This window comes from Oceaniglobus ichthyenteri, assembly GCF_003057885.1.
Classification (GTDB): domain Bacteria; phylum Pseudomonadota; class Alphaproteobacteria; order Rhodobacterales; family Rhodobacteraceae; genus Oceaniglobus; species Oceaniglobus ichthyenteri.
The window spans coordinates 82,774-104,750 of the sequence record NZ_QAGK01000007.1; the positions used below are offsets into that span (position 1 = coordinate 82,774).

General features: G+C 59.2%; 16 protein-coding genes. 10 read left to right on the top strand and 6 right to left on the bottom strand.

The window, feature by feature from the left end; translation table 11 throughout:
* Window positions 1-6: 6 nt before the first annotated feature.
* On the top strand, window positions 7-1,401 hold the full coding sequence (locus C8265_RS12035) for an MATE family efflux transporter (RefSeq protein WP_108484262.1): 1,395 nt from the start codon (window positions 7-9) through the stop codon (window positions 1,399-1,401).
* Here the strand turns inward: C8265_RS12035 and C8265_RS12040 are convergent.
* Complete coding sequence (locus C8265_RS12040) at window positions 1,398-1,925, bottom strand: gamma-glutamylcyclotransferase family protein (protein WP_108484360.1); 528 nt, start codon at window positions 1,923-1,925, stop codon at window positions 1,398-1,400. The genes C8265_RS12035 and C8265_RS12040 overlap by 4 nt on opposite strands.
* Window positions 1,926-2,154: 229 nt before the next feature.
* On the opposite strand from C8265_RS12040, the gene gcvT reads away from it, so the two are divergent.
* From gcvT to gcvP, 3 genes are all read left to right on the top strand, one after another.
* Window positions 2,155-3,324: a glycine cleavage system aminomethyltransferase GcvT gene (gene gcvT, locus C8265_RS12050; RefSeq protein WP_108484264.1), complete on the top strand. Its 1,170-nt coding sequence runs from the start codon at window positions 2,155-2,157 to the stop codon at window positions 3,322-3,324.
* A gap of 28 nt (window positions 3,325-3,352) precedes the next feature.
* On the top strand, window positions 3,353-3,712 hold the full coding sequence (gcvH, locus tag C8265_RS12055) for a glycine cleavage system protein GcvH (RefSeq protein WP_108484361.1): 360 nt from the start codon (window positions 3,353-3,355) through the stop codon (window positions 3,710-3,712).
* A gap of 157 nt (window positions 3,713-3,869) precedes the next feature.
* Complete coding sequence (gene gcvP / locus C8265_RS12060; protein WP_108484265.1) at window positions 3,870-6,713, top strand: aminomethyl-transferring glycine dehydrogenase; 2,844 nt, start codon at window positions 3,870-3,872, stop codon at window positions 6,711-6,713.
* A 3-nt stretch (window positions 6,714-6,716) separates the two neighbouring features.
* On the opposite strand, the gene C8265_RS12065 is transcribed toward gcvP, so the two are convergent.
* Complete coding sequence (locus tag C8265_RS12065) at window positions 6,717-7,973, bottom strand: DUF2254 domain-containing protein (protein WP_164512322.1); 1,257 nt, start codon at window positions 7,971-7,973, stop codon at window positions 6,717-6,719.
* Window positions 7,974-8,132: 159 nt separating this feature from the next.
* On the opposite strand from C8265_RS12065, the gene C8265_RS12070 reads away from it, so the two are divergent.
* From C8265_RS12070 to parA, 5 genes are all read left to right on the top strand, one after another.
* On the top strand, window positions 8,133-9,482 hold the full coding sequence (locus C8265_RS12070; protein WP_126623172.1) for a hypothetical protein: 1,350 nt from the start codon (window positions 8,133-8,135) through the stop codon (window positions 9,480-9,482).
* Entirely contained in the window at window positions 9,476-10,228 is a 753-nt protein-coding gene (locus C8265_RS12075) for a hypothetical protein (RefSeq protein WP_108484268.1), read from the top strand. Before C8265_RS12070 ends, C8265_RS12075 begins: the two co-directional genes overlap by 7 nt.
* Window positions 10,218-12,524, top strand: a complete 2,307-nt coding sequence (locus C8265_RS12080) for a sulfatase-like hydrolase/transferase (RefSeq protein ID WP_108484269.1) — start codon at window positions 10,218-10,220, stop codon at window positions 12,522-12,524. The genes C8265_RS12075 and C8265_RS12080 overlap by 11 nt, the downstream gene beginning before the upstream one ends.
* A gap of 137 nt (window positions 12,525-12,661) precedes the next feature.
* A complete protein-coding gene (locus C8265_RS12085) occupies window positions 12,662-13,318 on the top strand; it encodes an exopolysaccharide biosynthesis protein (RefSeq protein WP_240611065.1) in 657 nt (218 codons plus the stop codon).
* Between the two features lie 77 nt (window positions 13,319-13,395).
* Window positions 13,396-14,022: a ParA family partition ATPase gene (parA, locus tag C8265_RS12090; RefSeq protein WP_108484270.1), complete on the top strand. Its 627-nt coding sequence runs from the start codon at window positions 13,396-13,398 to the stop codon at window positions 14,020-14,022.
* 42 nt (window positions 14,023-14,064) lie between these two features.
* Here the strand turns inward: parA and C8265_RS12095 are convergent, their stop codons facing one another.
* The 4 genes from C8265_RS12095 to C8265_RS12115 all read right to left on the bottom strand — a co-directional run bounded on the left by C8265_RS12095 (window position 14,065) and on the right by C8265_RS12115 (window position 18,405).
* Entirely contained in the window at window positions 14,065-14,271 is a 207-nt protein-coding gene (locus C8265_RS12095) for a cold-shock protein (RefSeq protein WP_108484271.1), read from the bottom strand.
* 292 nt (window positions 14,272-14,563) lie between these two features.
* Window positions 14,564-14,770 (bottom strand): cold-shock protein, encoded by a 207-nt coding sequence (locus tag C8265_RS12105; protein ID WP_108484273.1) that lies wholly within the window; start codon window positions 14,768-14,770, stop codon window positions 14,564-14,566.
* Window positions 14,771-15,030: 260 nt separating this feature from the next.
* On the bottom strand, window positions 15,031-17,190 hold the full coding sequence (purL, locus tag C8265_RS12110) for a phosphoribosylformylglycinamidine synthase subunit PurL (RefSeq protein ID WP_108484274.1): 2,160 nt from the start codon (window positions 17,188-17,190) through the stop codon (window positions 15,031-15,033).
* Window positions 17,191-17,490: 300 nt separating this feature from the next.
* Window positions 17,491-18,405 carry a LysR family transcriptional regulator gene (locus tag C8265_RS12115; protein ID WP_108484275.1) on the bottom strand — a complete coding sequence of 305 codons (915 nt, stop codon included), beginning with the start codon at window positions 18,403-18,405 and terminating at the stop codon, window positions 17,491-17,493.
* A gap of 159 nt (window positions 18,406-18,564) precedes the next feature.
* On the opposite strand from C8265_RS12115, the gene C8265_RS12120 reads away from it, so the two are divergent.
* Window positions 18,565-21,972 carry an indolepyruvate ferredoxin oxidoreductase family protein gene (locus tag C8265_RS12120; protein ID WP_108484276.1) on the top strand — a complete coding sequence of 1,136 codons (3,408 nt, stop codon included), beginning with the start codon at window positions 18,565-18,567 and terminating at the stop codon, window positions 21,970-21,972.
* The last annotated feature ends 5 nt before the right edge of the window (window positions 21,973-21,977 follow it).

Sequence of the window (21,977 nt, forward strand, 5' to 3'; positions counted from 1 at the left end):
GCAGCAATGGCGCAACCGGCAAAATTTCTGACAGGCAATCTGTTTCGTCATATTACGGTCATGTCCCTGACCGCGTCGGTGGGGCTGACCGCTGTTTTCCTGGTTGATTTCGTCGATATGATTTTCATCTCGATGCTGGGCAAGGCCGAATTGGCCGCGGCGGTGGGATATGCCGGGGCGATCCTGTTTTTCACCACCTCCTTTGGCATTGGCATGGCGATTTCTGCGGGGGCCTTGGTGTCGCGGGCACTGGGTGCGGGTGACGTGCGGTTGGCGCGGGCCAGGGCCACCAACACCCTGATCCTGGGCGTGGCGTTTGGGGTGATTTTCGCGGCGCTTGTCTGGCTGAATCTGGCCTTTCTCGCAGGGTTGCTGGGCGCGAGCGATGAAACCCTGGACTTGGCCGTGGGGTATTTACAGATTGTCGTGCCTTCGATGCCGTTTGCGATGCTGGGCATGGTGGGGGGCGCGATTTTGCGCGCCCATGGCGCGGCGCGGCGCGCGATGATGGCCACCATATATGGCGGAGTGGTCAATGCGGTGCTTGACCCGATCCTGATCTTTGGGCTTGATCTGGAACTGACCGGCGCGGCCCTTGCGTCAGTCGTGGCGCGGGTGACGATTGCGATCACCGCGCTGTTGCCGATCATCCGCTATTATGGCGGGTTTGACCGCCCCTCGCTCCGCGCGTTGATGCCCGATTTGCGGCCCGTCGCGGCGATTGCGGCCCCAGCAATCCTGACCCAGATGGCCACGCCGATCGGGCAGGGCTTTGTCACCCGCGCCATGGCGCAATACGGCGAAGAGGCGGTGGCGGGCATGGCCATCGTGGCGCGGATGACGCCGGTGGCCTTTGGTGTTGTGTTTGCCCTGTCGGGGGCGGTGGGGCCGATCATCGGGCAGAATTTCGGCGCCGGTCAACACGACCGGGTCAAGGTGGCATTTCGCGATGCGCTGATTTTTGTCGGGCTTTTCTGTGTGGTGATGGCGACGCTGCTTTTTGCGCTGCGCGCGCCGATTGCTGCGCTGTTCGGGGCCACGGGGCTGACACGCGATCTGGTGTATTTGTTCTGTGGCCCACTGGCCCTGGCGTTCTGGTTCAACGGTGTGATCTTTGTGGGCAACGCGGCGTTCAACAACTTGGGCCATCCGTTTTATTCCACATGGGTCAATTGGGGGCGGCACACATTGGGCACAATCCCGCTGGCCCTGTGGGGTGGGTGGATGTTTGGCGCGCCGGGCGTGTTGATCGGACAGGCGGGCGGCGGGGTCGTGTTTGGCCTGCTGGCAATCTGGCTGGCGCGCCGGGTGATGGCACGTTCACATTCCGAGCGACCTGCGCCGCGCTATCCGTTTCAGCGGCAATCGCGCCTGATGGCGCTGCTGCATATGCGCCGTTAGGCGACGCGCGCCAGATACCGGTCAACCAAGGCACGGTCTTGCGCACTCAGAATCTGATGGCGCGGATAAAGAGGCGCGGCGCGGTCATCAAGGATCGGCGCGTTCCAGCCGTCTGTGGTGTCAAAAAACCGTGCCACGCCGTCGGGGCCAAAATGGCGGGCAAACCCCTGTACCACCACATCCAGATAGCTGAGGTATATCGGCTGTGTCCGGGCGGGCAGCGGGTGTTTATCTTGTGCGATGGTGTAAACGGCGACAGAATCGCCTGCGATTTCGGCACTGGCGCGATCATAGTGCATTTCGCGCGCATCCAGCGCCGCCCAATCGGCATTGGGCACCCGGGCAATCGCCCCGTCGATGATGCCCCCCTCGGTTGGCACCGCCGTCAGGAACGCGGCATCCTGCACCGCGGTTTGCCGCCACACCCGGCGCCATCCCGGCAATGTGGCCGGGCGCAGATCGGGATAGGTGTGAGTGGCGCAGTTGACCAACGACCCATAGCCAAAGAACAAAGGATCACGCATCTGTTTTGCCTTTCCGTTTTCCGCCTGACGCACGTCTGTGTTTCAAATCGTCAATCGGTGTGTATAGTCAACCCCGCCAGCGCCGCCCACCCCCGCGGCGTGCCGGTTTTTGCTGCGCATAAATGTCGCCCATGAATGGCGCGTGAAATGCTTTGACCCGGTTGATAAGGACGACGAAACAGGCCACTCTGGCGGGATGAAAAAGGCGATGACGCGCCGGAGCGATGCCATGATCGGCGCCGTGCGCCATAGGGGGGGATGCAGTGTGACGGAAGAGTTGAAGCAAACGGTTTTGCACGATTTGCACGTTGATCTGGGCGCCAGGATGGTGCCCTTTGCCGGGTATTCGATGCCGGTGCAATATCCCATGGGCGTCATGAAAGAGCATTTGCACTGTCGCGCGGCGGCGGGTCTGTTTGATGTGTCGCATATGGGGCAGGTGGCGGTGTATCCGAAATCTGGCAATCTGGAAGACGCGGCGCGCGCGCTGGAAGCGATTGTTCCGGTGAATGTGATCGGCGTCGCCGAAGGGCGTCAGCGCTATGGCCTGTTTACCAATGATGCGGGCGGCATTCTGGATGATATGATGATTGCCAACCGGGGCGATCATTTGTTCGTGGTGGTCAATGCCGGGTGCAAGGTGGGCGACATCGCCCATATGCGCGCCCATCTGGGAGATACCTGCACGATCACCGAACTGTCGGATCGTGCGCTTTTGGCGTTGCAGGGGCCAAAGGCCGAAACGGTTGTGTCAGCCCTGGTGCCTGATGTGGCGGCGATGCGGTTCATGGATGTGATCGGCGTTGAATCAGAATACGGGCCGCTGATTGTGTCACGCTCGGGCTATACCGGCGAAGACGGGTTTGAAATATCGGTGCCCAATCAACACGCCGAGGATTTGGCCCGCGCCCTGTTGGCCCATGATGATGTCGCGCCCATCGGTTTGGGGGCGCGCGATTCCCTGCGCCTTGAGGCGGGGTTGTGCCTGTATGGCCATGACATTGATGCCACCACCACACCGGTTGAGGCGGCGCTGGGCTGGGCCATTCAAAAGGTGCGCCGCACCGGCGGTGAGCGGGCAGGCGGGTTTCCCGGCGCCGACGTGATTCTGGATCAGCTGGACAATGGCGCGCCGCGCACCCGGATCGGGCTGCGCCCCGAAGGCCGTGCGCCGATGCGCGAAGGCACCGAATTGTTCGCCACCGATGCGGGCGGCGATCCGATTGGCCGGGTCACATCGGGGGCATTCGGGCCCAGTATTGCGGCGCCAATGTCGATGGCCTATGTCCCGCCGGACTATGCCGCGCCTGATACCGTTCTGTTTGCCGAATTGCGCGGCAAACGTGCCCCCGCCCGGGTCGTGACCCTGCCGTTCCGCCCCGCCACATTCAAACGCTAAGACAAAAATATTGAGGACTCCCCCCATGATGAAATTTACCGAAGAACATGAATGGTTGCGCGTCGAAGATGACCTGGTCGTGGTCGGCATCACCGAACATGCGGCCGAACAACTGGGCGATCTGGTGTTTGTCGAACTGCCCGAAGAAGGGCGCACCGTGGTCAAGGACGAAGAAGTCGTCGTGATCGAATCGGTCAAGGCCGCATCCGACATCATGGCCCCGGTTGACGGCGAAATCGTCGAAGTGAACGACGCCCTGATCGACAACCCCGCGCTGGTCAACGAAGATGCCACCGGCAACGGCTGGTTCTTCAAGATGAAGCTTGAGGATATGTCGGTGCTGGATGAGATGCTGGACGAAGACGCCTATCTGAAATTTATCGGTTAAGCTTGGTGTAGGCGCCGCGCCAAAAGGTTAAGAGCCTCCGGCGGGGATATTTTAAGCAAGAAAAAGCAGCATGCCTTGGATTTTTTCTTGCTTAAAATATCCCCGCCGGAGGCCAGGCCGCGCGCAGCGGGGCCTTTTTTAAGCTTCGGAGATGATCATGACCTTTATTCCTACTGATTACCTGCCTTATGATTTTGCCAACCGTCGCCATATCGGCCCCTCACCGGCGGAAATGGCCGATATGCTGGCCCTGCTTGGGGTCGACAGTCTGGATGCTCTGATTGATGAAACAGTGCCCAAAAGCATCCGGCAGGCCGACCCGCTGGAGTTTGGCAAAGCAAAATCCGAACGGGAATTGCTGTGGTACATGAATCAGGTCGCCAAGAAGAACCAGGTGTTTTCCAGCATGATCGGGCAGGGGTATCACGGAACGGTCACGCCCCCCGCGATTCAGCGGAACATCCTGGAAAACCCGGCATGGTACACCGCCTATACCCCCTATCAGCCGGAAATCAGTCAGGGGCGGCTTGAGGCGCTGTTGAATTACCAGACCATGATCAGCGATCTGACCGGTCTTGACGTGGCCAATGCCAGCCTGCTGGACGAAGCCACCGCCGCCGCCGAAGCCATGACCATGGCGCTGCGTGCGAGCAAATCGAAATCAAAGACATTTTTTGTCGATCAGGAATGCCATCCGCAAAACATCGCCGTGATCCGCACCCGGGCCGAACCGTTGGACATTGAAATCGTCGTTGGCGATCCGGTCGATCTGGACCCGACCACGGTGTTTGGCGCAGTCTTTCAATATCCCGGCACCCACGGGTATCTGATGGATTTCACCGATATCATCGCGGGCCTGCATGACAATGGTGCGCTCGGAATCGTGATTGCCGATCCTTTGGCGCTGACCCTGTTGAAAGAGCCCGGTGCCATGGGCGCCGATATTGCCGTGGGCAGCACCCAGCGGTTTGGCGTGCCGATGGGGTATGGCGGGCCGCACGCCGCCTATATGGCGTGCAAGGATGCGCTGAAGCGGTCGATGCCCGGGCGTATCGTCGGGGTGTCCATCGATTCGCGCGGCAACAAGGCGTATCGTCTAGCGCTGCAGACCCGCGAACAGCATATTCGCCGTGAAAAGGCGACATCGAACGTTTGTACCGCGCAGGCGCTGCTGGCGGTGATGGCATCGTTTTACGCGGTGTTCCATGGGCCTGAGGGGCTGAAGGCCATTGCACAGCGGATTCATCGCAAGGCAGTGCGCGTGGCCAAAGTGTTCGAGGCGCAAGGGTACAAGGTAATGCCGCGCCAGTTTTTCGATACAATCACCGTGGAATGCGGGCCCCTGCGCGGCGCGATCCTGGATGAGGCGCGGCGTCAGAAAATCAACCTGCGGGTTGTGGGCGATACGAAACTGGGAATCACCCTGGATGAAACCACCCGTCCCGAAACGGTTGAGCGTTTGTACGAAGCATTCGGCATTCACGGTCAGCGCGACGATCTGAGCCAGGAATACCGCATTCCCGATGCATTGCTGCGCACATCGGAATATCTGACCCATCCGGTGTTTCACATGAACCGGGCCGAAACCGAGATGATGCGCTATATGCGCCGCCTTTCGGATCGTGATCTGGCGCTGGATCGGGCGATGATTCCGCTGGGGTCGTGCACGATGAAACTGAACGCGGCGGTTGAAATGATGCCGATCACCTGGCCCGAATTCAGCCTGATCCATCCCTTTGCCCCCGTCGATCAGGTGGACGGATACACCGAAATGCTGACCGATCTGAGCGCGAAATTGTGCCAGATCACCGGCTATGATGCCATGTCGCTGCAACCCAACAGCGGCGCGCAGGGCGAATATGCGGGATTGTTGACCATTGCCGCCTATCACCGCGCCAATGGCGATACCGACCGCAAGGTGTGTCTGATTCCGATGAATGCCCACGGCACCAACCCGGCCAGCGCGCAAATGTGCGGCATGAAGGTGGTGGTGGTGAAATGCACCGAACGCGGCGATATCGATGTTGCCGATTTCCGCGCCAAGGCCGAGGCAGCGGGCGACACTTTGGCCGCCTGCATGATCACCTATCCCAGCACCCATGGCGTGTTTGAGGAAACGGTGAAAGAGGTGTGCGAGATCACCCATCAATACGGGGGGCAGGTGTATCTGGACGGTGCCAACCTGAACGCCATGGTTGGCCTGTCAAAGCCCGGCGAAATCGGCAGCGACGTGTCGCACCTGAACCTGCACAAAACCTTTTGCATCCCCCATGGGGGCGGCGGCCCCGGCATGGGCCCGATCGGGGTAAAGGCGCATCTGGCACCTTTCCTGCCGGGGCATCCGGAACTGGGAACCGACGCGCCGGTCAGCGGCGCGCCCTACGGCAGCGCGTCCATTCTGCCGATTTCCTGGGCCTATTGTTTGCTTATGGGCGGTGCGGGTCTGACCCAGGCGACGAAAGTGGCGATTCTGAACGCCAATTACATCGCCAAGCGGTTGGAGGGCGCGTTTGACGTGCTGTATCGCGGCACCCAAGGGCGGGTGGCCCATGAGTGCATTCTGGACACGCGCCCGTTCGAAAAGTCGGCCAATGTCACGGTGGATGACATTGCCAAGCGGTTGATCGACAACGGATTTCACGCGCCCACCATGTCATGGCCTGTGGCAGGCACGCTGATGGTTGAACCCACCGAATCCGAAACCAAGGCCGAGCTGGACAGGTTCTGTGACGCCATGCTGCACATCCGCGAGGAAATTCGCGCGGTGGAAGAGGGCGGCAATGCGCAGAACAATCCGTTGAAAAACGCCCCCCACACGGTTGAGGATCTGGTGGGCGATTGGGATCGGCCCTATTCGCGCGAACAGGGGTGTTACCCCAAAGGGGCGTTCCGGGTCGATAAATACTGGCCGCCCGTCAACCGCGTCGACAATGCCTATGGTGATCGCAATCTGGTGTGCACCTGCCCACCTATCGAGGCCTACGGCGAAGCGGCGGAATAACGGTTAGCGCGGGCCATACACCCCGCGCAGCCGCTCCAGATCGTTGGGCAGGGTCAGCGCATTCTCGGCCCGCTCCATCGCCCGTTTGGCGGCGGCGCGGGCTGCTTTGGCCATGCTTGGATCGGCGCTGTTGGCCAGACGTTTCAGGGCCTTTTGCAGACGCACCTGAACCTCGATCATGGCGGCTCCGTCGCGGGCGATGGGTTCAAACCCGTCGTGCATCAACGAGTCAGCGGTGATCGGGGCCATCCAGACGCGCGGGTATTCAATGGCATCGTCAGTATCGGGATATTTATAGTCTGCCAATTGCCGGTGCAGGCGGGTGATTACGTCAATCGCCGTGCCGGGGTCGTTCAAACCCGATGACAATGCCCGCTGGGCGATTTCGCTGAGCACAATCACCCCAAATCTGGGATCCTGATCAAACAGGCGCGCATCACCCAAGGTAAAACTGTCGCTGATCGCATCGTTGCTGCACCGCGCCGTGTGATACATCAGAACATCGTCTTGCGACACGAAACTGCCGGGTTGCACGGCGAGATAGGCATCAAACCCGTCTTCCTCGGCCTGTTCGGATATGGCCGTAAGATCAATGTGCTGTACGTATCCGGTTTTGCGGGCTTGCACCGCGATCATGCCGGGGGGCAATTCGGTTTCGCCCTCAACCAACGGGCGGGCACCCAGACAGGGCCATTCAAGACGGGTTCTGATCGCCTGCTGTGCGGCGTCCTCAACCCGGCGGGTGGTTTCCAGAACGCTGCCCAGACTGGTCAGGTGATCGATCCAGCGCAGGATCGCCAGAACCACCAGTGCGATCACCAACAACGTCATGCCCAACATCACCACCGCGCCATGGCTGCTGGTATATCCGGTGGTCAGTGTGATCATGCCAAACAGCGAAAACACGAACGCGCCAAGGAACGTCGCCTGAACGGTCTGTGATGTCGTATCCTCAAGCAAGATCTGATGCGAGCGCGGGGTCACCTGTGACGACGCGGATTGGCGTGCCGACAGCATGACCGACAGCGAAAAGATGGTCACGGCAAGCATGCTGGACGCCAGAATTTCCACAATGCTTTCAACGTCTTCAACGCTGATCGCCTCGGCCACCTTATCAGGCACCAAGGGTGACAAAACCCCCAATATGAACGGCGCGATCAGGCCCAGACCGGCCACCAGGCTGGCACGCACCCACAATCGGCGGCTGAGACGGTGCAGTTTGAACACGAAGGCGGAAAATGAGGAGATACGAAATTTCACGGTGTTGGATGCCCCTGTGCAACTTTGGTTCCCGTCCATATTACATATTCACCGACAACCTGACATCTGCAAGGTCGCGTTGATTGTGCGGCCGACACGGCAGGGCCGTTGCCGCCGGAAAACTGTTGAATTCACCACGCGCCTGCGCAACACATGACTATGACAGATCATCAAGATACGGTGTTGCGCGGGGACAGTGGCGTTTTGCTGCGGGTCGATAACGGCACTGTCATTGCCTACGATTCCACCGGTCTGATCCTGCGCCTGTCGGATAAGGTGGTGGATGATCTGCGCGCGCGTTTGGGGCCGCTGAATGCGCCGGGGGCCAGCGCCGAATGGATAGCGCCCGAGGTTCTTGGCGATATCGATGCCTGGAATGTGGCGCGGCATGGCGATTGGTATCACTTTGATGCAAAGCTGCCGACCTATCCGCACCCGCGACGGTTTCGCCGACCCGTCAGTGGAGGCCATATCGTGGCCGAGGCGGCAGGGCCGTTGATGGCGGTGCTGTCAATCGGTGGCGCACGGCGGGCCTGGGCCGTACCGGGGCGGGCGGCATTTCCGGCCCATGTGGTGTGCCCGGCCGATGATATCGGCCCTGTCGGTGTGGCCGGAACCGAGGCCGCAGTGGCAACCGATGGGTTGGAACAGGCGCGCGAGGTCACGTTGGACACGTTGCTGGCCGATGCCCTGCTGGCGAACCGGCAGCGCGAAGGGCGCGCCTTGCCGTTGATCATGGCGCTGTGCGAAACCGACTGCGCCGGGTCGGCCGCGGATTTGGCCGATGGCATTGCAATGGCAAATCTGGAACAGGCGATTGCCAACACCATTTCTGCCGCTGCCAGACTGGGCACAAGCGCGCGCATTCTTGCCGTGGCATTGGATTTCGGGGCCGAGGATGTGTGCAGCGATCACGACACCTACATCGCTGGTATGCGCACAGTGATGGACCGGATCGCGGCAAAGCTGGGCGCAGATGGCATGCACGAACCGGTGTTTGTGATGCGCAGCGATGAAACCGGTGCGCGGGTGCACGAGCATTGGCATCTGTCGGTGTTTCCGGGCGCGCATAAACTTGTCTTCGCCGCCCCCGGATATGCCTTTGAGTTTGACGATAATTTCCGCCCCACTGCGCAGGCGATGGCGCAGATGGCGGCGGCCGAGGCGGCGGCGATCAACGCAACCCTGCAACGCGAACCATGGCACTGCCCGCGCGTTTTACTGGCTGAAACCATGGCGCCGGGCCAAATACGCGTGACCACCGATGCGCTGACCCCGCTGGTGTTGGATCATGGCGCATTCGGCACAGGCGCGGATCACGGATTTTCCTTGGGCGGGGTTGAGATTACTGAAATCGCCCGTGATCCGGGGGATGATCGCGCGCTTATTCTGCATCACGGGGCGGGTGCGCCATCAACCTTGTCTTATGCCGCCGGGCGGGCCGGGGCGCTGCGCGATGACACCGGGCGGTGGGCCTTGCCTGCGATACTGACGGTTGGGCAATGCTGAGCGTTCCCGGCCATCTTCCCGCTGGCGCGTTGCTTGACGATGGGGCGATCCCGTTAACCACGCTGATCGCTGAGTTGGGGGCACATTGGTTCAGTTTTGACAGGACCCTGGCCGAGATGCAGGGCGACACAATCACCGGGTTGCCCGCCCGCACCGGTGGCAATCATGCCCGCCCGACCGATGCGAATGTCGGCAACGCGCGCCTGATCCAATATCGCGGTGCCGATGTGTTGGCCACAACACCGCGCACCAATTGTGGTTTTGTCCTAAGCGAGCGGGTGAAATGTGAAACGATCAGCGTGGCCTGCGTGTTTGACGCGCCCGGCGGCGCGGGCGAAACCCTGTGGTGTGTCGATGCGAAAAAGGGCGACCGCGCGGTGGTGTTGGTGGAACGCGGCGGGGTCGTGCATTTGACCGACCGCGCGGGCGAACGCACGGTTTCGGCCCCCTTGGTGCCGGGCGGTGCGATGCAGGTGGCGTTTGCGACACTCACCGACGACGTGCTGTCGCTGATCGTGGGCGAGGCACCGGCGGTGCAGGCGCAGTTTCCGGGCAGCTTTCGCGCCGGGCCGGCCGATGTGTTTTTTGCCTGTCGGCGCGGGCGGCAGGGGTTGTTGAACACCTTGGGCGATCTGCGCCTTGGCGATGTGATCTTGTTTCCTGACCGTGATATTTGCGCCCCCGACGCGGCGGTGATCCGGGCGCGGTTGCGCGCCTATGCAGCCGAGGTATTTCATGGGATTTGAGCGCGCCAGTGTTGCGAATGACAATATCGTGGTAATCTGGATCGACGATCTGATCGATGTTTATACTTGGCGCAACGCCTATGGTGTGCCGATCCAAACACCGAATCTTGATCGGTTGATGGGGCAGGGGGTGCGGTTTTCCAACGCCTATGCCACGATCCCGTTATGTGCGCCGTGCCGCGCCGAGCTGACCACCGGGTTATCGCCGTTTCGCACCGGATTGGTTGATCTGAACCGGTTGTGGCGCGATGAGTTGCCCCCGACCGAGGCGTGGCAATACGATTTGCGCCGCGCGGGGTTTCACACCTTTACCACCGGGAAAACCGATGGAAACTATAACCCGATGCCCGAAGAATACCGCCGGGTATTGTTTCACCATGACGTAAAGGCGCAGGCCTATGGCAAACGCTCGGGCCATCGTGTGTATTTGGAAAAAGGCCCCGGCGTGCGCAGCATCAATGCGCCTGTTGACGACGGCAGCCAGGATAACAAGTTGTATGATTACTGGGTGGCGCAAAATGCCATTGACCACCTGAAAACGCTTGCTCCGACCCAGCGGCATTTGATGCAACTGGGGTTCAAACACCCCCATTATGATCTGGTGTGCCCAGATCGATTTTATCAACGCTATGATGTGGATGCCATTCATTGGCCGAAAATCGCCGCCGAGGCGGATTTTACCGGGCCAGCCCCCGGCATGGCGGTGTATGAAAACGCCTATATCGTCACCGGGCAATTCACCCCGGAAAAGGCCGGGCCTGAGGGGTGGAAACAGGTGGTGCGCGGCTATTTCGCGGCCTGTTCGCACATGGATCACCATTTGGGGCGCTTTATGGATGCGCTTGCGGAGTCGGAGATTGGGCAAAATACCACGGTAGTTTTGCTGTCTGACAACGGATTCAATTTGGGAACCCACGACAGTTTCCATAAGATGAGCCAGTGGGACAGTGCCGCCCATGTGCCCCTTGGCATCTGGTCGCCGCGAATGGTGGAAAATGGGCTGGCCGGGCGGGTGATTGACCTGCCTGTATCGCTGCATAATCTGCCGAAAACGATCATGGATTTGGCCGGTTTGCCGACGCGCAGTCATTGGGTTTCGGGGCAAAGCCTTTTGCCGCTGCTTGATGACAGTTTTGGCACGTTTGACACCACGAAATCACCGATCACCTGTGTGTTTGGCACATTATCGGTGCGCCCCAGTATTCCGGGCCTGCAACATCTGCGGTATTTCCGATACCCCAACGGCGAAGAACACGTTTACGATGTGGTCAATGACCCCGGCGAAACCGAAAATCTGGCCGCGCGCGCGCCATTGGCGCAATTGCGTGATGAGTTGATCCGTGGCGCGCTGGATCTGGGGTTGGATCTGCGCGGATTGGCCGACCCTGCGGCGGGGGTGTCGGCGATGATGGCGGTGGATGGCACGGTGGTGATGCAGGGCGGTGTGGGCGATAATCATTATTGGGCCTATGGCAATAACGCTGAAAAGATTGATGAAAAATCCGACGGCGGCCATGACACCCTGTGGTACATGGGCGGGCCGGATGATTATGTTCTGACCCTGCCGCCCCATGTCGAAGCGGTGCGCATTGCCACGGTTCAGGCCCGGCGCGAAGAGGACACGACACAGCAGAAAACCATCCGCATCGTCGCCCATCCGGCCAGCCCGGTCACGTTTGAAACATCTGAACGGGTCACGATCGAAATGGTCGGATCGGATGGCGACGATGTGTTGATCGGGCCGAAATACGATGGGGCCACGTTTCACGGTGGCGCGGGCAATGACCGGTTGATCGCGCGCTCGGGGCGGGGCAAATCGGTGCATCATTTTTATGGCGGGTCGGGCAATGATTACCTGCAAGGCGGGCAGGGAAAGGACATTCTGGATGGCGGCACCGGTGACGATACGATCGTCGGCGGCGGTGGCAAAAACACGATTTTTGGCGGGCACGGTAACGATAAGATTACCGATGGCGACGGATCATCGCAAATTCACACGGGGCCGGGCCGCAATATTGTCAGTTCGCATGGTGGCGATGATACCATTCACGTGGGCAGCGGCGAAAACGATCTGACCGGGGGGCCTGGGGCCACGACCTATCGCATCGTTTATGGTGGCGTGGTGCGAATCAGCGACTTTGGCGCGCGGGATCGCATTGAATTGATCAACTGGCCCGCGCATGTTGAACCGAACGTTACGGGGCGCGATATTGTACTGACCTTGGGAATGTCGCGCATCACCCTGACCGGTTGTACCACCATATCGCCGACACAGATCACCCACACCAAAGGCTGATTTTTTGCAATTGGGCGGATGTGGTCGAGCGTAACAGCGAGGCCCCAGATTTATCATGTGCTTGCCAATTGAAAATTTGCCATTTACCCCCAGTTTCAATTCCATACGCAAACCATTCAAGGCAACAAGGGGTCAAAGTGGACAATCCAGAAGACACCTTGCAGGAGGCGGATCGCCCGCCCCTGACACCGGATCTGTCGGCAACGCCGATTGAAAAACCCGTGCGCCTGATTGTTGAGCGGTTAGAGGCGATGAGCCATCAAGACAGCGTCACCATCGGCGATATTACCGAATCTTTCGGGCGCACCTCGTTCTTGCCGATGATGTTGATCCCGGCGCTGATGCTGGTGTCACCGCTGAGTGGTATTCCCTTGTTTTCAAGCTTTTGCGGCATCTGGATTGTGGTGGTCGCGATGCAGAGGATTGCCCGGCGTGACCGGTTATGGTTGCCGGGGTTTATCATGGAGCGCACGATCCAGGGCGCATCCCTGAACCGCGCGTCACATGCATTGTGTTGGGTGGCAGACTGGCTTGACAGAACGTCACGGCCCAGACTGCATGTGCTGGTCACACCACCGGTCAGCCTGTTCAGCTATAGCTTGTGTGTTTTGGCGGGTTTGACCATTCCGTTTCTGGAGCTGATCCCGTTTTCGTCGTCACTGATCGGGCTGATGGTGGTATTGCTGAGTGTTGGTCTTTTGGTGCGGGATGGACTCTTTGTGATCCTCGCGCTGATTCTGGGGGCGGTTATGGCGACCCTGCCGGTGTTTGTTGTAAGCCAGGTTGTCAACTAGTGATTGGCATTGCCCCTTGTGAATAAGGGGGTTTTGCTTTATGCTGCGGTGCAGAAAATCAAACAGGAGGCTCCGCCATGGCTGGGAAAGTGATCACCGTTGCCCAGCAAAAGGGCGGGGCAGGCAAAACAACCATCGCCGCCAATCTGGCTGTGGGGATGACGCGGGCGGGGCATCGGGTGGCTCTTCTTGACACGGATCCGCAGGGGTCATTGGGGCGGTGGTTCATGACGCGCCGCGCCGATGGCTTGGACGACATGGAGTTTTCCACCGCCAGCGCCTGGGGTGTTGGGTATGAGTGTGAAAAGCTGAAGAAATCCTGTGATTTCGTCATTCTCGATACGCCGCCAAAGGTGGATGCCGATCTGCGCCCGGCGCTGAAGATCAGTGATCTGGTGCTTGTGCCTGTCGCCTCTAGCCAGGTTGATGTTTGGGCGGTGGAATCGGTTCTGGATCTGGTCAGCCGTGAAAAGCGCGACGCGCTGGTGGTTTTAAACCGGTTCAAGGCGGGCACCCGCGTCGGGCATGACGTTACGGCGGCGGTGCGTGGCATGGATGTGCCGTTGGCCGAAACAACATTGGGCAACCGGGTTGTCTATGCCGAAACACTGGGTCTGGGGCGGGGGGTGCAAGAGCACGCAAAAAGCGCCGCGACAGACGAAATGGAGCGTTTGGTGGCCGAAATTCTGGGGCGCATCAGCTAAAAGGCGCACAGAAATCTGCGCGCCTTTCGTTTGCGATGGCGATTATGCCAAGGCCAGATTCACGGCGCTTTCGCGTCCGTCACGACCTGATTCGATGTCGAAGGTCACTTTTTGGTCGTCCCGCAGTCCGGTCAGACCTGACCGTTCAACTGCCGAGATGTGAACAAAGATATCCTTACCGCCTGTATCGGGCGCGATAAATCCGTAACCCTTTGTAGTGTTGAACCATTTCACGGTGCCAGTGGCCATTCCGTGGTCTCCTCACGCTTTCTTGCTGTTCGCGAAATGCAACAGCTTGGCTAAGTCAGTGCTGGATCGAATGCGCTGTAGCCGTATGGAAAGCAGGCAAGGGTCGATATAGGTGACGTCGCAAATATAGTGTGTGCCATCTTTGTCATTTACAGTAAAGTATTTTTGATGACTTCGCGTCAACAGGCAAAACCCCGCCAAAGCAGGGTTCATTCAAGTCGCAATCTTGGGAATTTCACGGCCGATGCGGCAAGAAAAAACCGCCCCCGAAAGGGCGGTTTTTCCGAATTCTTTAGGCCAGAGCCAAGTTGACTGCGCTTTCGCGTCCGTCACGGCCAGCTTCGATGTCGAAGGTGACTTTCTGGTTGTCGGCCAAGCCGGTCAGGCCTGAGCGCTCAACGGCTGAGATGTGTACAAACACGTCCTTGCTGCCGCCTTCGGGCTCGATGAACCCAAAACCTTTGGTTGAATTGAACCATTTCACGGTGCCATTGGCCATCGTGTCTACTCCTAGTATGCGCCACCCGCAGTGTGCGGTGGCCTGGCGTGGTCAGTGCTAAATCGAAGACAGCGCCTTGCATGCAGAGGACAGTGGCCGAAAGAGAAAGAACGTTCGCAAAAGTCGTATGCCAGACCTGAGAACCGAATGCAACCAAATTCAATCGCACAGGCGGCAGTACGCTGCGCAATTGCGGGTGTTGAGAATGGTTTTGGGCCGTCAGATGGCGCACCGCTGCAGTGCGCCATGTAGAAAAGGGGTCAGCCCAGCGTGGCCTCGAATGTGGTGCGATAAAGTTGCGACAGGGTGGCGATGGGGGTTGAGGTGGCGCCCAGCGTCACCGTGTCACCGCCAAACCGGCCCACCATGGCAACAGGCACGCCTGCCTTGTGGGCGTGATGCATCAGCGCCTCGGCCGCATCAAAGGTACAGGCGACCAGATACCGCGCCTGATCCTCACCGAACAGCATGGCGGGGTCGGCATCATCCAAGGTAAGGCCAAGGCCCGCGCTTTCGGCCATTTCAAACGCGGCCAGCGCCAGCCCCCCGTCTGCCAGATCGGTGGCGGCGTTGATCCAGGCGCGATTGTCCTGCAGGAAGGCGGCATTTGCCTTTTCAGCCTCAAAATCAACCAGCGGCGCGTCGCCTTCAACCCGGCCCAGCATTTCTGCCAAAATCGCCGATTGGCCCAAATGCCCGGTGGTTTCACCAATCAACAGCGCATAATCGCCCTCATTTGGCTGGCCCGCGATGATGTGATCGCCATGGGCGATCAGACCGACCGCGCCGATGGTCGGGGTGGGCAGAATGCCGGTGCCATCGGTTTCGTTATACAGGGATACGTTACCCGACACGATCGGCATATCCAGCGCGACACAGGCCGCGCCGATGCCTTTGATCGCTCCGACAAGTTGGCCCATGATCTCGGGCTTTTCCGGGTTGCCGAAATTCAGGTTGTCGGTTGTGGCCAGGGGGGTTGCCCCCACCGCGATCAGATTGCGATAGGCCTCGGCCACCGCCTGCATCCCGCCCAGTTCGGGGTTGGCCATGACGTACCGGGGCGTCACATCAGACGTGAAGGCCAGCAATTTATCGGTGCCATGGACCCGGATCACACCCGCGCCCAGACCGGGCGTGCGCACGGTGTCGGCCATCACCTGGGTGTCGTATTGTTCGTACACCCATTGTTTCGCGCCATAGTTGGGCGATGTGATCAGCGCGCGCAGCCCTTCCATCGGGTCGATATCAAGCGTTTCGGTAAACGGGTCGGCGGGCGGGGTTGCGACCCAGGGGCGGTCATATTCAGGCGCGTTGCCCGACAGCGCCTTGAGCGGCAGATCGGCCATGGTTTCACCGTTCAATTGTACGATAAACCGGTCTTCGGCGATGGTTTCACCGACGATGGCAAAATCCAGATCCCATTTATCGAACACCGCCTTCGCCTGTGCCTCAAGCTCGGGGCGCAGAACCATCAGCATCCGTTCCTGGGATTCTGACAGCATCATTTCATAGGCGGTCATGTTGGTTTCGCGCACCGGCACCTTTTCCAGATCCAGACGCACGCCCAAATCGCCCTTGTCGCCCATTTCAACGGCAGAACAGGTGAGGCCGGCGGCGCCCATATCCTGAATCGAAATCACCGCGCCGGTGGCCATCAATTCCAACGTGGCCTCCATCAGGCGCTTTTCGGTGAACGGGTCACCAACCTGCACTGTGGGGCGCTTTTCCTCGATCGTGTCGTCAAATTCGGCAGATGCCATGGTGGCGCCGCCCACACCATCGCGCCCGGTTTTTGCGCCCAGATATACAACCGGCATGCCAACCCCGCTGGCGGCGGAATAGAAAATCTTGTCGGCATCTGCCAGCCCGGCGGCAAAGGCATTGACCAGACAGTTGCCATTATAGGCCGGATCAAACCGCACTTCGCCGCCCACGGTTGGCACGCCGAAACAGTTGCCGTAACCGCCAACACCGGCCACCACGCCATGCACCAGTGATTTTGTCTTCGGATGATCCGGGCTGCCAAAGGACAGTGAATTCATCGCCGCCACGGGCCGCGCGCCCATGGTGAACACATCGCGTAAAATGCCGCCCACGCCGGTCGCCGCCCCCTGATAGGGTTCGATATATGAGGGGTGATTGTGGCTTTCCATTTTAAACACTACGGCCTGGCCATCGCCGATATCGACCACACCGGCGTTTTCGCCCGGCCCGCAAATCACCTGTGGCCCGGTGGTGGGCAGGGTGCGCAACCATTTCTTGGACGATTTATAGGAACAGTGTTCGTTCCACATGGCCGAAAAGATGCCCAGTTCGGTAAATGAGGGGGTGCGCCCGATGATATCGAGAATGCGCTGATATTCATCGCCGTTCAGCCCGTGAGCCGCGATCAGTTCGTCAGTGATGTGTGGTTCTTGCATGGCGTATCCCCCAAACGTTGCGGTCTTTTAGACCGTGGGCGGGGGCGGGGAAAGGCCCACGGGCAGATTGCCTGACAAATGTGACACCCTGTCGGTTTTCCTGCCGTTCATAGACGGCGCGCAAAAAAAAGGCCGAGCACTAAGGCTCGGCCGGAAGTCCAACAGGGAGGTTAGAAGGCAGAGGCCGCGATAGGCGTCGCTGCTGCCGTCTGATTGATCAACTAGGCCTAAGTATTGGGCGTTTCAAGAACTATCGGGCCGGAATGCTGCAACGCAGCTATGCATAATACGCATGACTGATCATTCTGATTGCTGTTCCGCCGATTCCCTCAGTCGTTGGCGGCGCGCGATCAGTTCGTCTGTTACGAAATCGCGAAAGGCGTGAATGCGTTTGGATTGGCGCAATTCTTCGGGATAGGCGAGGTAAACGGGCACCTCATCGCTTTCGAATTCGGGCAGCACCCGCACCATTTCGGGAAAATCCTCGATCAGGTAGTCGGGCAAAACCCCGACCCCCAGATCGGCCAATACCGCCTGAAGCACGCCAAAGTAGTTGTTCACGTTGAGCAACGACGGGATGTCATAACTCATCAACTCTTGCACCATGGCGGCGCCGGCGCTGACCTGGGCGGATGTTGCATTCTGGCAGATCAGTCTGTGGGTGCTGAGATCGGCCAGACGTTCCGGTGTGCCGTTTTTGGCAAGATAGACCGGCGAGGCATAAAGCCGCATCCGCACGGTGAACAACCGTTTGCGAATCAAATCGGCCTGACTTGGCTCTTTCATGCGAATGGCAAGGTCGGCCTCGCGCATGGGAAGATCCAACACCTTTTCATCAAGGATCAGATCGATTTTCAGGTCTGGGTATTTATCATACAGGGCCGACAGGCGCGGCGCGAGCCAGAGTGAGCCAAACCCCGTGGTTGTGGTGACGCGCAATTCGCCGAACACTTCTTCTTCGCTGTCCCTGATCCGGGCTGCGGCGGTATCGATGCGGCGCGCCATGGCTCTGGTTGCGTCGTGCAGCAATTCGCCCTGTTCGGTCAGAATCAGGCCGCGCGCATGGCGGTGAAACAGGGTTGTGTTAAGCTGTGTTTCAAGCGCGCGAATTTGGCGTGATACCGCCGATTGCGACAGATGCAGAGTATCGCCCGCATGGGTCAAGCTGCCCGCGTCGGCGACCGAATGAAAGATTCTTAGCTTATCCCAGTCCATGATACGCCCGCTCCTTGAATGATCGCGCTAACGTTATGCCATGTGTTACCCGCGACAGGGGGCGAATAGCAAACGCCATGGTGCGGTATTATGCTTTTGTAGGTCAGGTTTTTTGACCTATACTGGAATAGACACGATGGCGGGCCAAAGGGGGCGAGAATGCGACAGGACGTAACACTCCATGATCGGTACGATCTGAAAAAGGATCAGGTTCTGATCACTGGCACCCAGGCCCTGGTGCGGTTGATGCTGATGCAAAAAGCACGGGATCGGGCGGCGGGGCTGAACACCGCCGGATATGTGACCGGCTATCGCGGATCGCCCTTGGGCGCGGTCGATATGGCGATGACCCAAGTCGCCAAGGATTTGAACGGCAACGATATTCGGTTCCAACCGGGGTTGAACGAAGATCTGGCCGCAACCGCACTGTGGGGGACGCAACAGGCGGAATTGCGTGGCGAGGGGCGGTTTGATGGGGTGTTTGGCCTGTGGTATGGCAAGGGGCCGGGCGTGGACCGGTCGGGCGATGTGATGCGCCACGCCAATATGGCCGGAACGTCACCCCATGGCGGTGTTCTCATGGCTTTGGGTGATGATCACACCGGCGAAAGTTCGACTGTTTGCCATCAAAGCGATTTTTCTGCCGTCGATGCCGGGATGCCGGTGTTATCCCCCGCCGGGGTGCAGGAAATTCTGGATTTCGGCCTTTACGGTTTTGCCTTGTCGCGGTTTTCGGGGCTTTGGGCGGGGCTGAAGCTGATGAAGGACACGGTTGAGGTAACCAGCGTTGTCGATGGCCGCGCGGATCGGATGGCGTTTGCCACGCCCGATTTTGCGATGCCCGAGGGCGGATTGAACATCCGTCTGGGCGATCATTGGATTGCGCAAGAGGCGCGGTTGATCGACCACAAACGCTTTGCGGCAGAGGCATTTGCGCGGGCAAACCGCATTGATCGGCGCGTGCATGGCCGCCCGGGCGCCAAAATCGGATTTGTGGCGGCGGGCAAGAATTGGTTGGATCTGGTTCATGCGCTGGCGCTTTTGGGGCTGGATGACGCGGCGTGCGAACGGTTGGGCCTCACCACCTATAAGGTGGGGCAGACCTTTCCACTGGACACCGACGGGTTTGGTGAATGGGCCGCGGGCCTTGATCTGATCATTGTGATCGAGGAAAAGCGCAAGCTGCTGGAAGGGCAGATCAAAGAGGCGCTGTTTGATGACCGGCAGGGATGCCGGGTTTGGGGATGGCGCAAGGGCGGGCTTTCGGCGGATGAGCTGTTTCCGGTGCGGTTTGCCCTTGATCCGGTGATGATTGCCGAAAAGCTGGGTCAGATCCTGATCGAAGAGGGGCGGCGCACCGACGCCCTTGAGGGGGCAATGGCAAAGCTGGCCGAGGCGCGGCGCGCTGACAATGCGCCTGACATCGCCACGCGGGTTCCGTATTTTTGTTCGGGGTGTCCCCACAACTCCAGCACCAAACTGCCGCAAGGCAGCCGCGCCTATGCCGGGATCGGGTGCCATTTCATGGCCCAATGGATGGACCGCGAAACCAGCGGTTTCACCCATATGGGCGGCGAGGGCGCGAATTGGGTGGGCGAGGCGCCGTTTTCCACCCGCGCCCATGTGTTTCAGAATATCGGCGATGGCACCTATAACCACTCTGGGGTTCAGGCGATCAGATTTGCCCTGATGGCAGGCACGAACGTTACCTATAAAATCCTGTATAACGATGCGGTTGCGATGACGGGCGGCCAAGGCAACGATGGCGGGCTGAGCGCCGATCAGATCGCCCGTGAAATGCTGGCCATGGGGGTGAAAACCGTGGCCGTCGTGCATGACCCGAACGAACAGATTGATCTGTCGGCCTTTCCCAAAGGCGTTGATATTGCGCAACGCGGCGATCTGAACACGGTTCAGGCGCGGCTGGCAGAAACGCCGGGTGTCAGCGTGTTGATTTATGTGCAAACCTGCGCCGCTGAAAAACGCCGCCGCCGCAAGCGCGGGCACTACCCCGATCCTGACCGCCGGGTGCTTATCAATACCGATGTGTGCGAAGGATGTGGCGATTGTGGGGTGCAAAGCAATTGTGTGTCATTGGTGCCCATCGAGACAGAGCTGGGCCGAAAACGGGCCATTGACCAATCAAGCTGTAACAAGGATTTTTCTTGTATATCAGGGTTCTGTCCGTCGTTCTTGACAGTAACGGGTGGGGTGCCGCGCAAACAGTCATCGGTTGCAGTCGATATCGGAAAATTGCCCGATCCGGATCTGCCGTCGATCGGCGGCACCCATAATATCGTGATCACCGGCGTAGGTGGCACCGGCGTGGTCACCATTGGTGCGCTGATCGCGATGGCGGCCCATCTCGACGGTAAAGGTGCCGCAATGATGGAAATGGCGGGGCTGGCGCAAAAGGGTGGCGCGGTTCACATTCATTGCCGTGTGGCAAATTTGCCCAGCGACATCAGTGCAATACGTGTGGCCACGGGGGAATGCGACACGTTGATCGGTGGCGATCTGGTGGTATCGGCAGGGGCAAACACATTGAGTTTGATGCGGACCGGGGTCAGCCGCGCGGTGGTGAACAATCATGAGATCATCACCGGTGAATTCACCCGCGACACCGAATTTCGTATTCCCGGTGATCAGCTATCTCTGAAGTTAACGTCATGCTTTAAGAATGGCGTTGAACTCATTGATAGTACGAAGTTATCCCAGAAAATACTGGGCGATGCGATTTATTCAAACATGGTGCTGTTTGGTGCGTCGTGGCAGTTGGGCCAGATTCCTCTGACCTTTGCGGCCATCGAACGTGCAATTGAATTGAATGGCACGGCTGTTGGGGGCAACAGGAAAGCGTTTGAACTCGGTCGCTGGGTTGCCCTGAATCCCACACAAGCGCATGAAATCATGCGCGAAAACGTGATTTCCCTGCCGCAAAGTGCAGAAGACAAGATCGCGTTTCGCGCGGCGCATCTGACCGCATATCAGGGCGGCAGGCTGGCAGCGCGTTATCGTAAATTCCTGAACGGCATTTCTGACGCCAAGGTGCATAATTCCGCATTAAGTGGGTATCACAAGTTATTGAGTTACAAAGATGAATACGAAGTCGCGCGATTGCTGAAAGACAGTCGCGCGCAGGCTGAACAGGCTTTTGAAGGCGATCTGAAATTGTCGTATCATCTGGCACCTCCGATTATGTCGAAAACCGGGCCCGATGGTCGCCCCGCCAAACGTGCATTTGGCCCATGGCTGGGGCGCGCTTTGCCGATTCTGGCTTGGTTCAAATGGCTGCGGCACACGCCGTTCGACCCGTTCGGATACACCGCCGAGCGCAAGATGGAGCGTGCTTTGATCCGCCAGTATGAGCGTGACATGTCAGAGGTTTTGCCCATGCTGAATGATGCAACCCGCGACGCGATTGCCGAGCTTGCCGAACTGCCTTTGCAGATCAGAGGGTTCGGGCCGGTAAAGCAAGCGAATGAACAGCGCGCGGCAAAACGGCGGGAGGAGTTGTTGGCGCATATTCGCAGCGGTGGTCAGGCAATGATGCATGCGGCGCAATAGGTCGG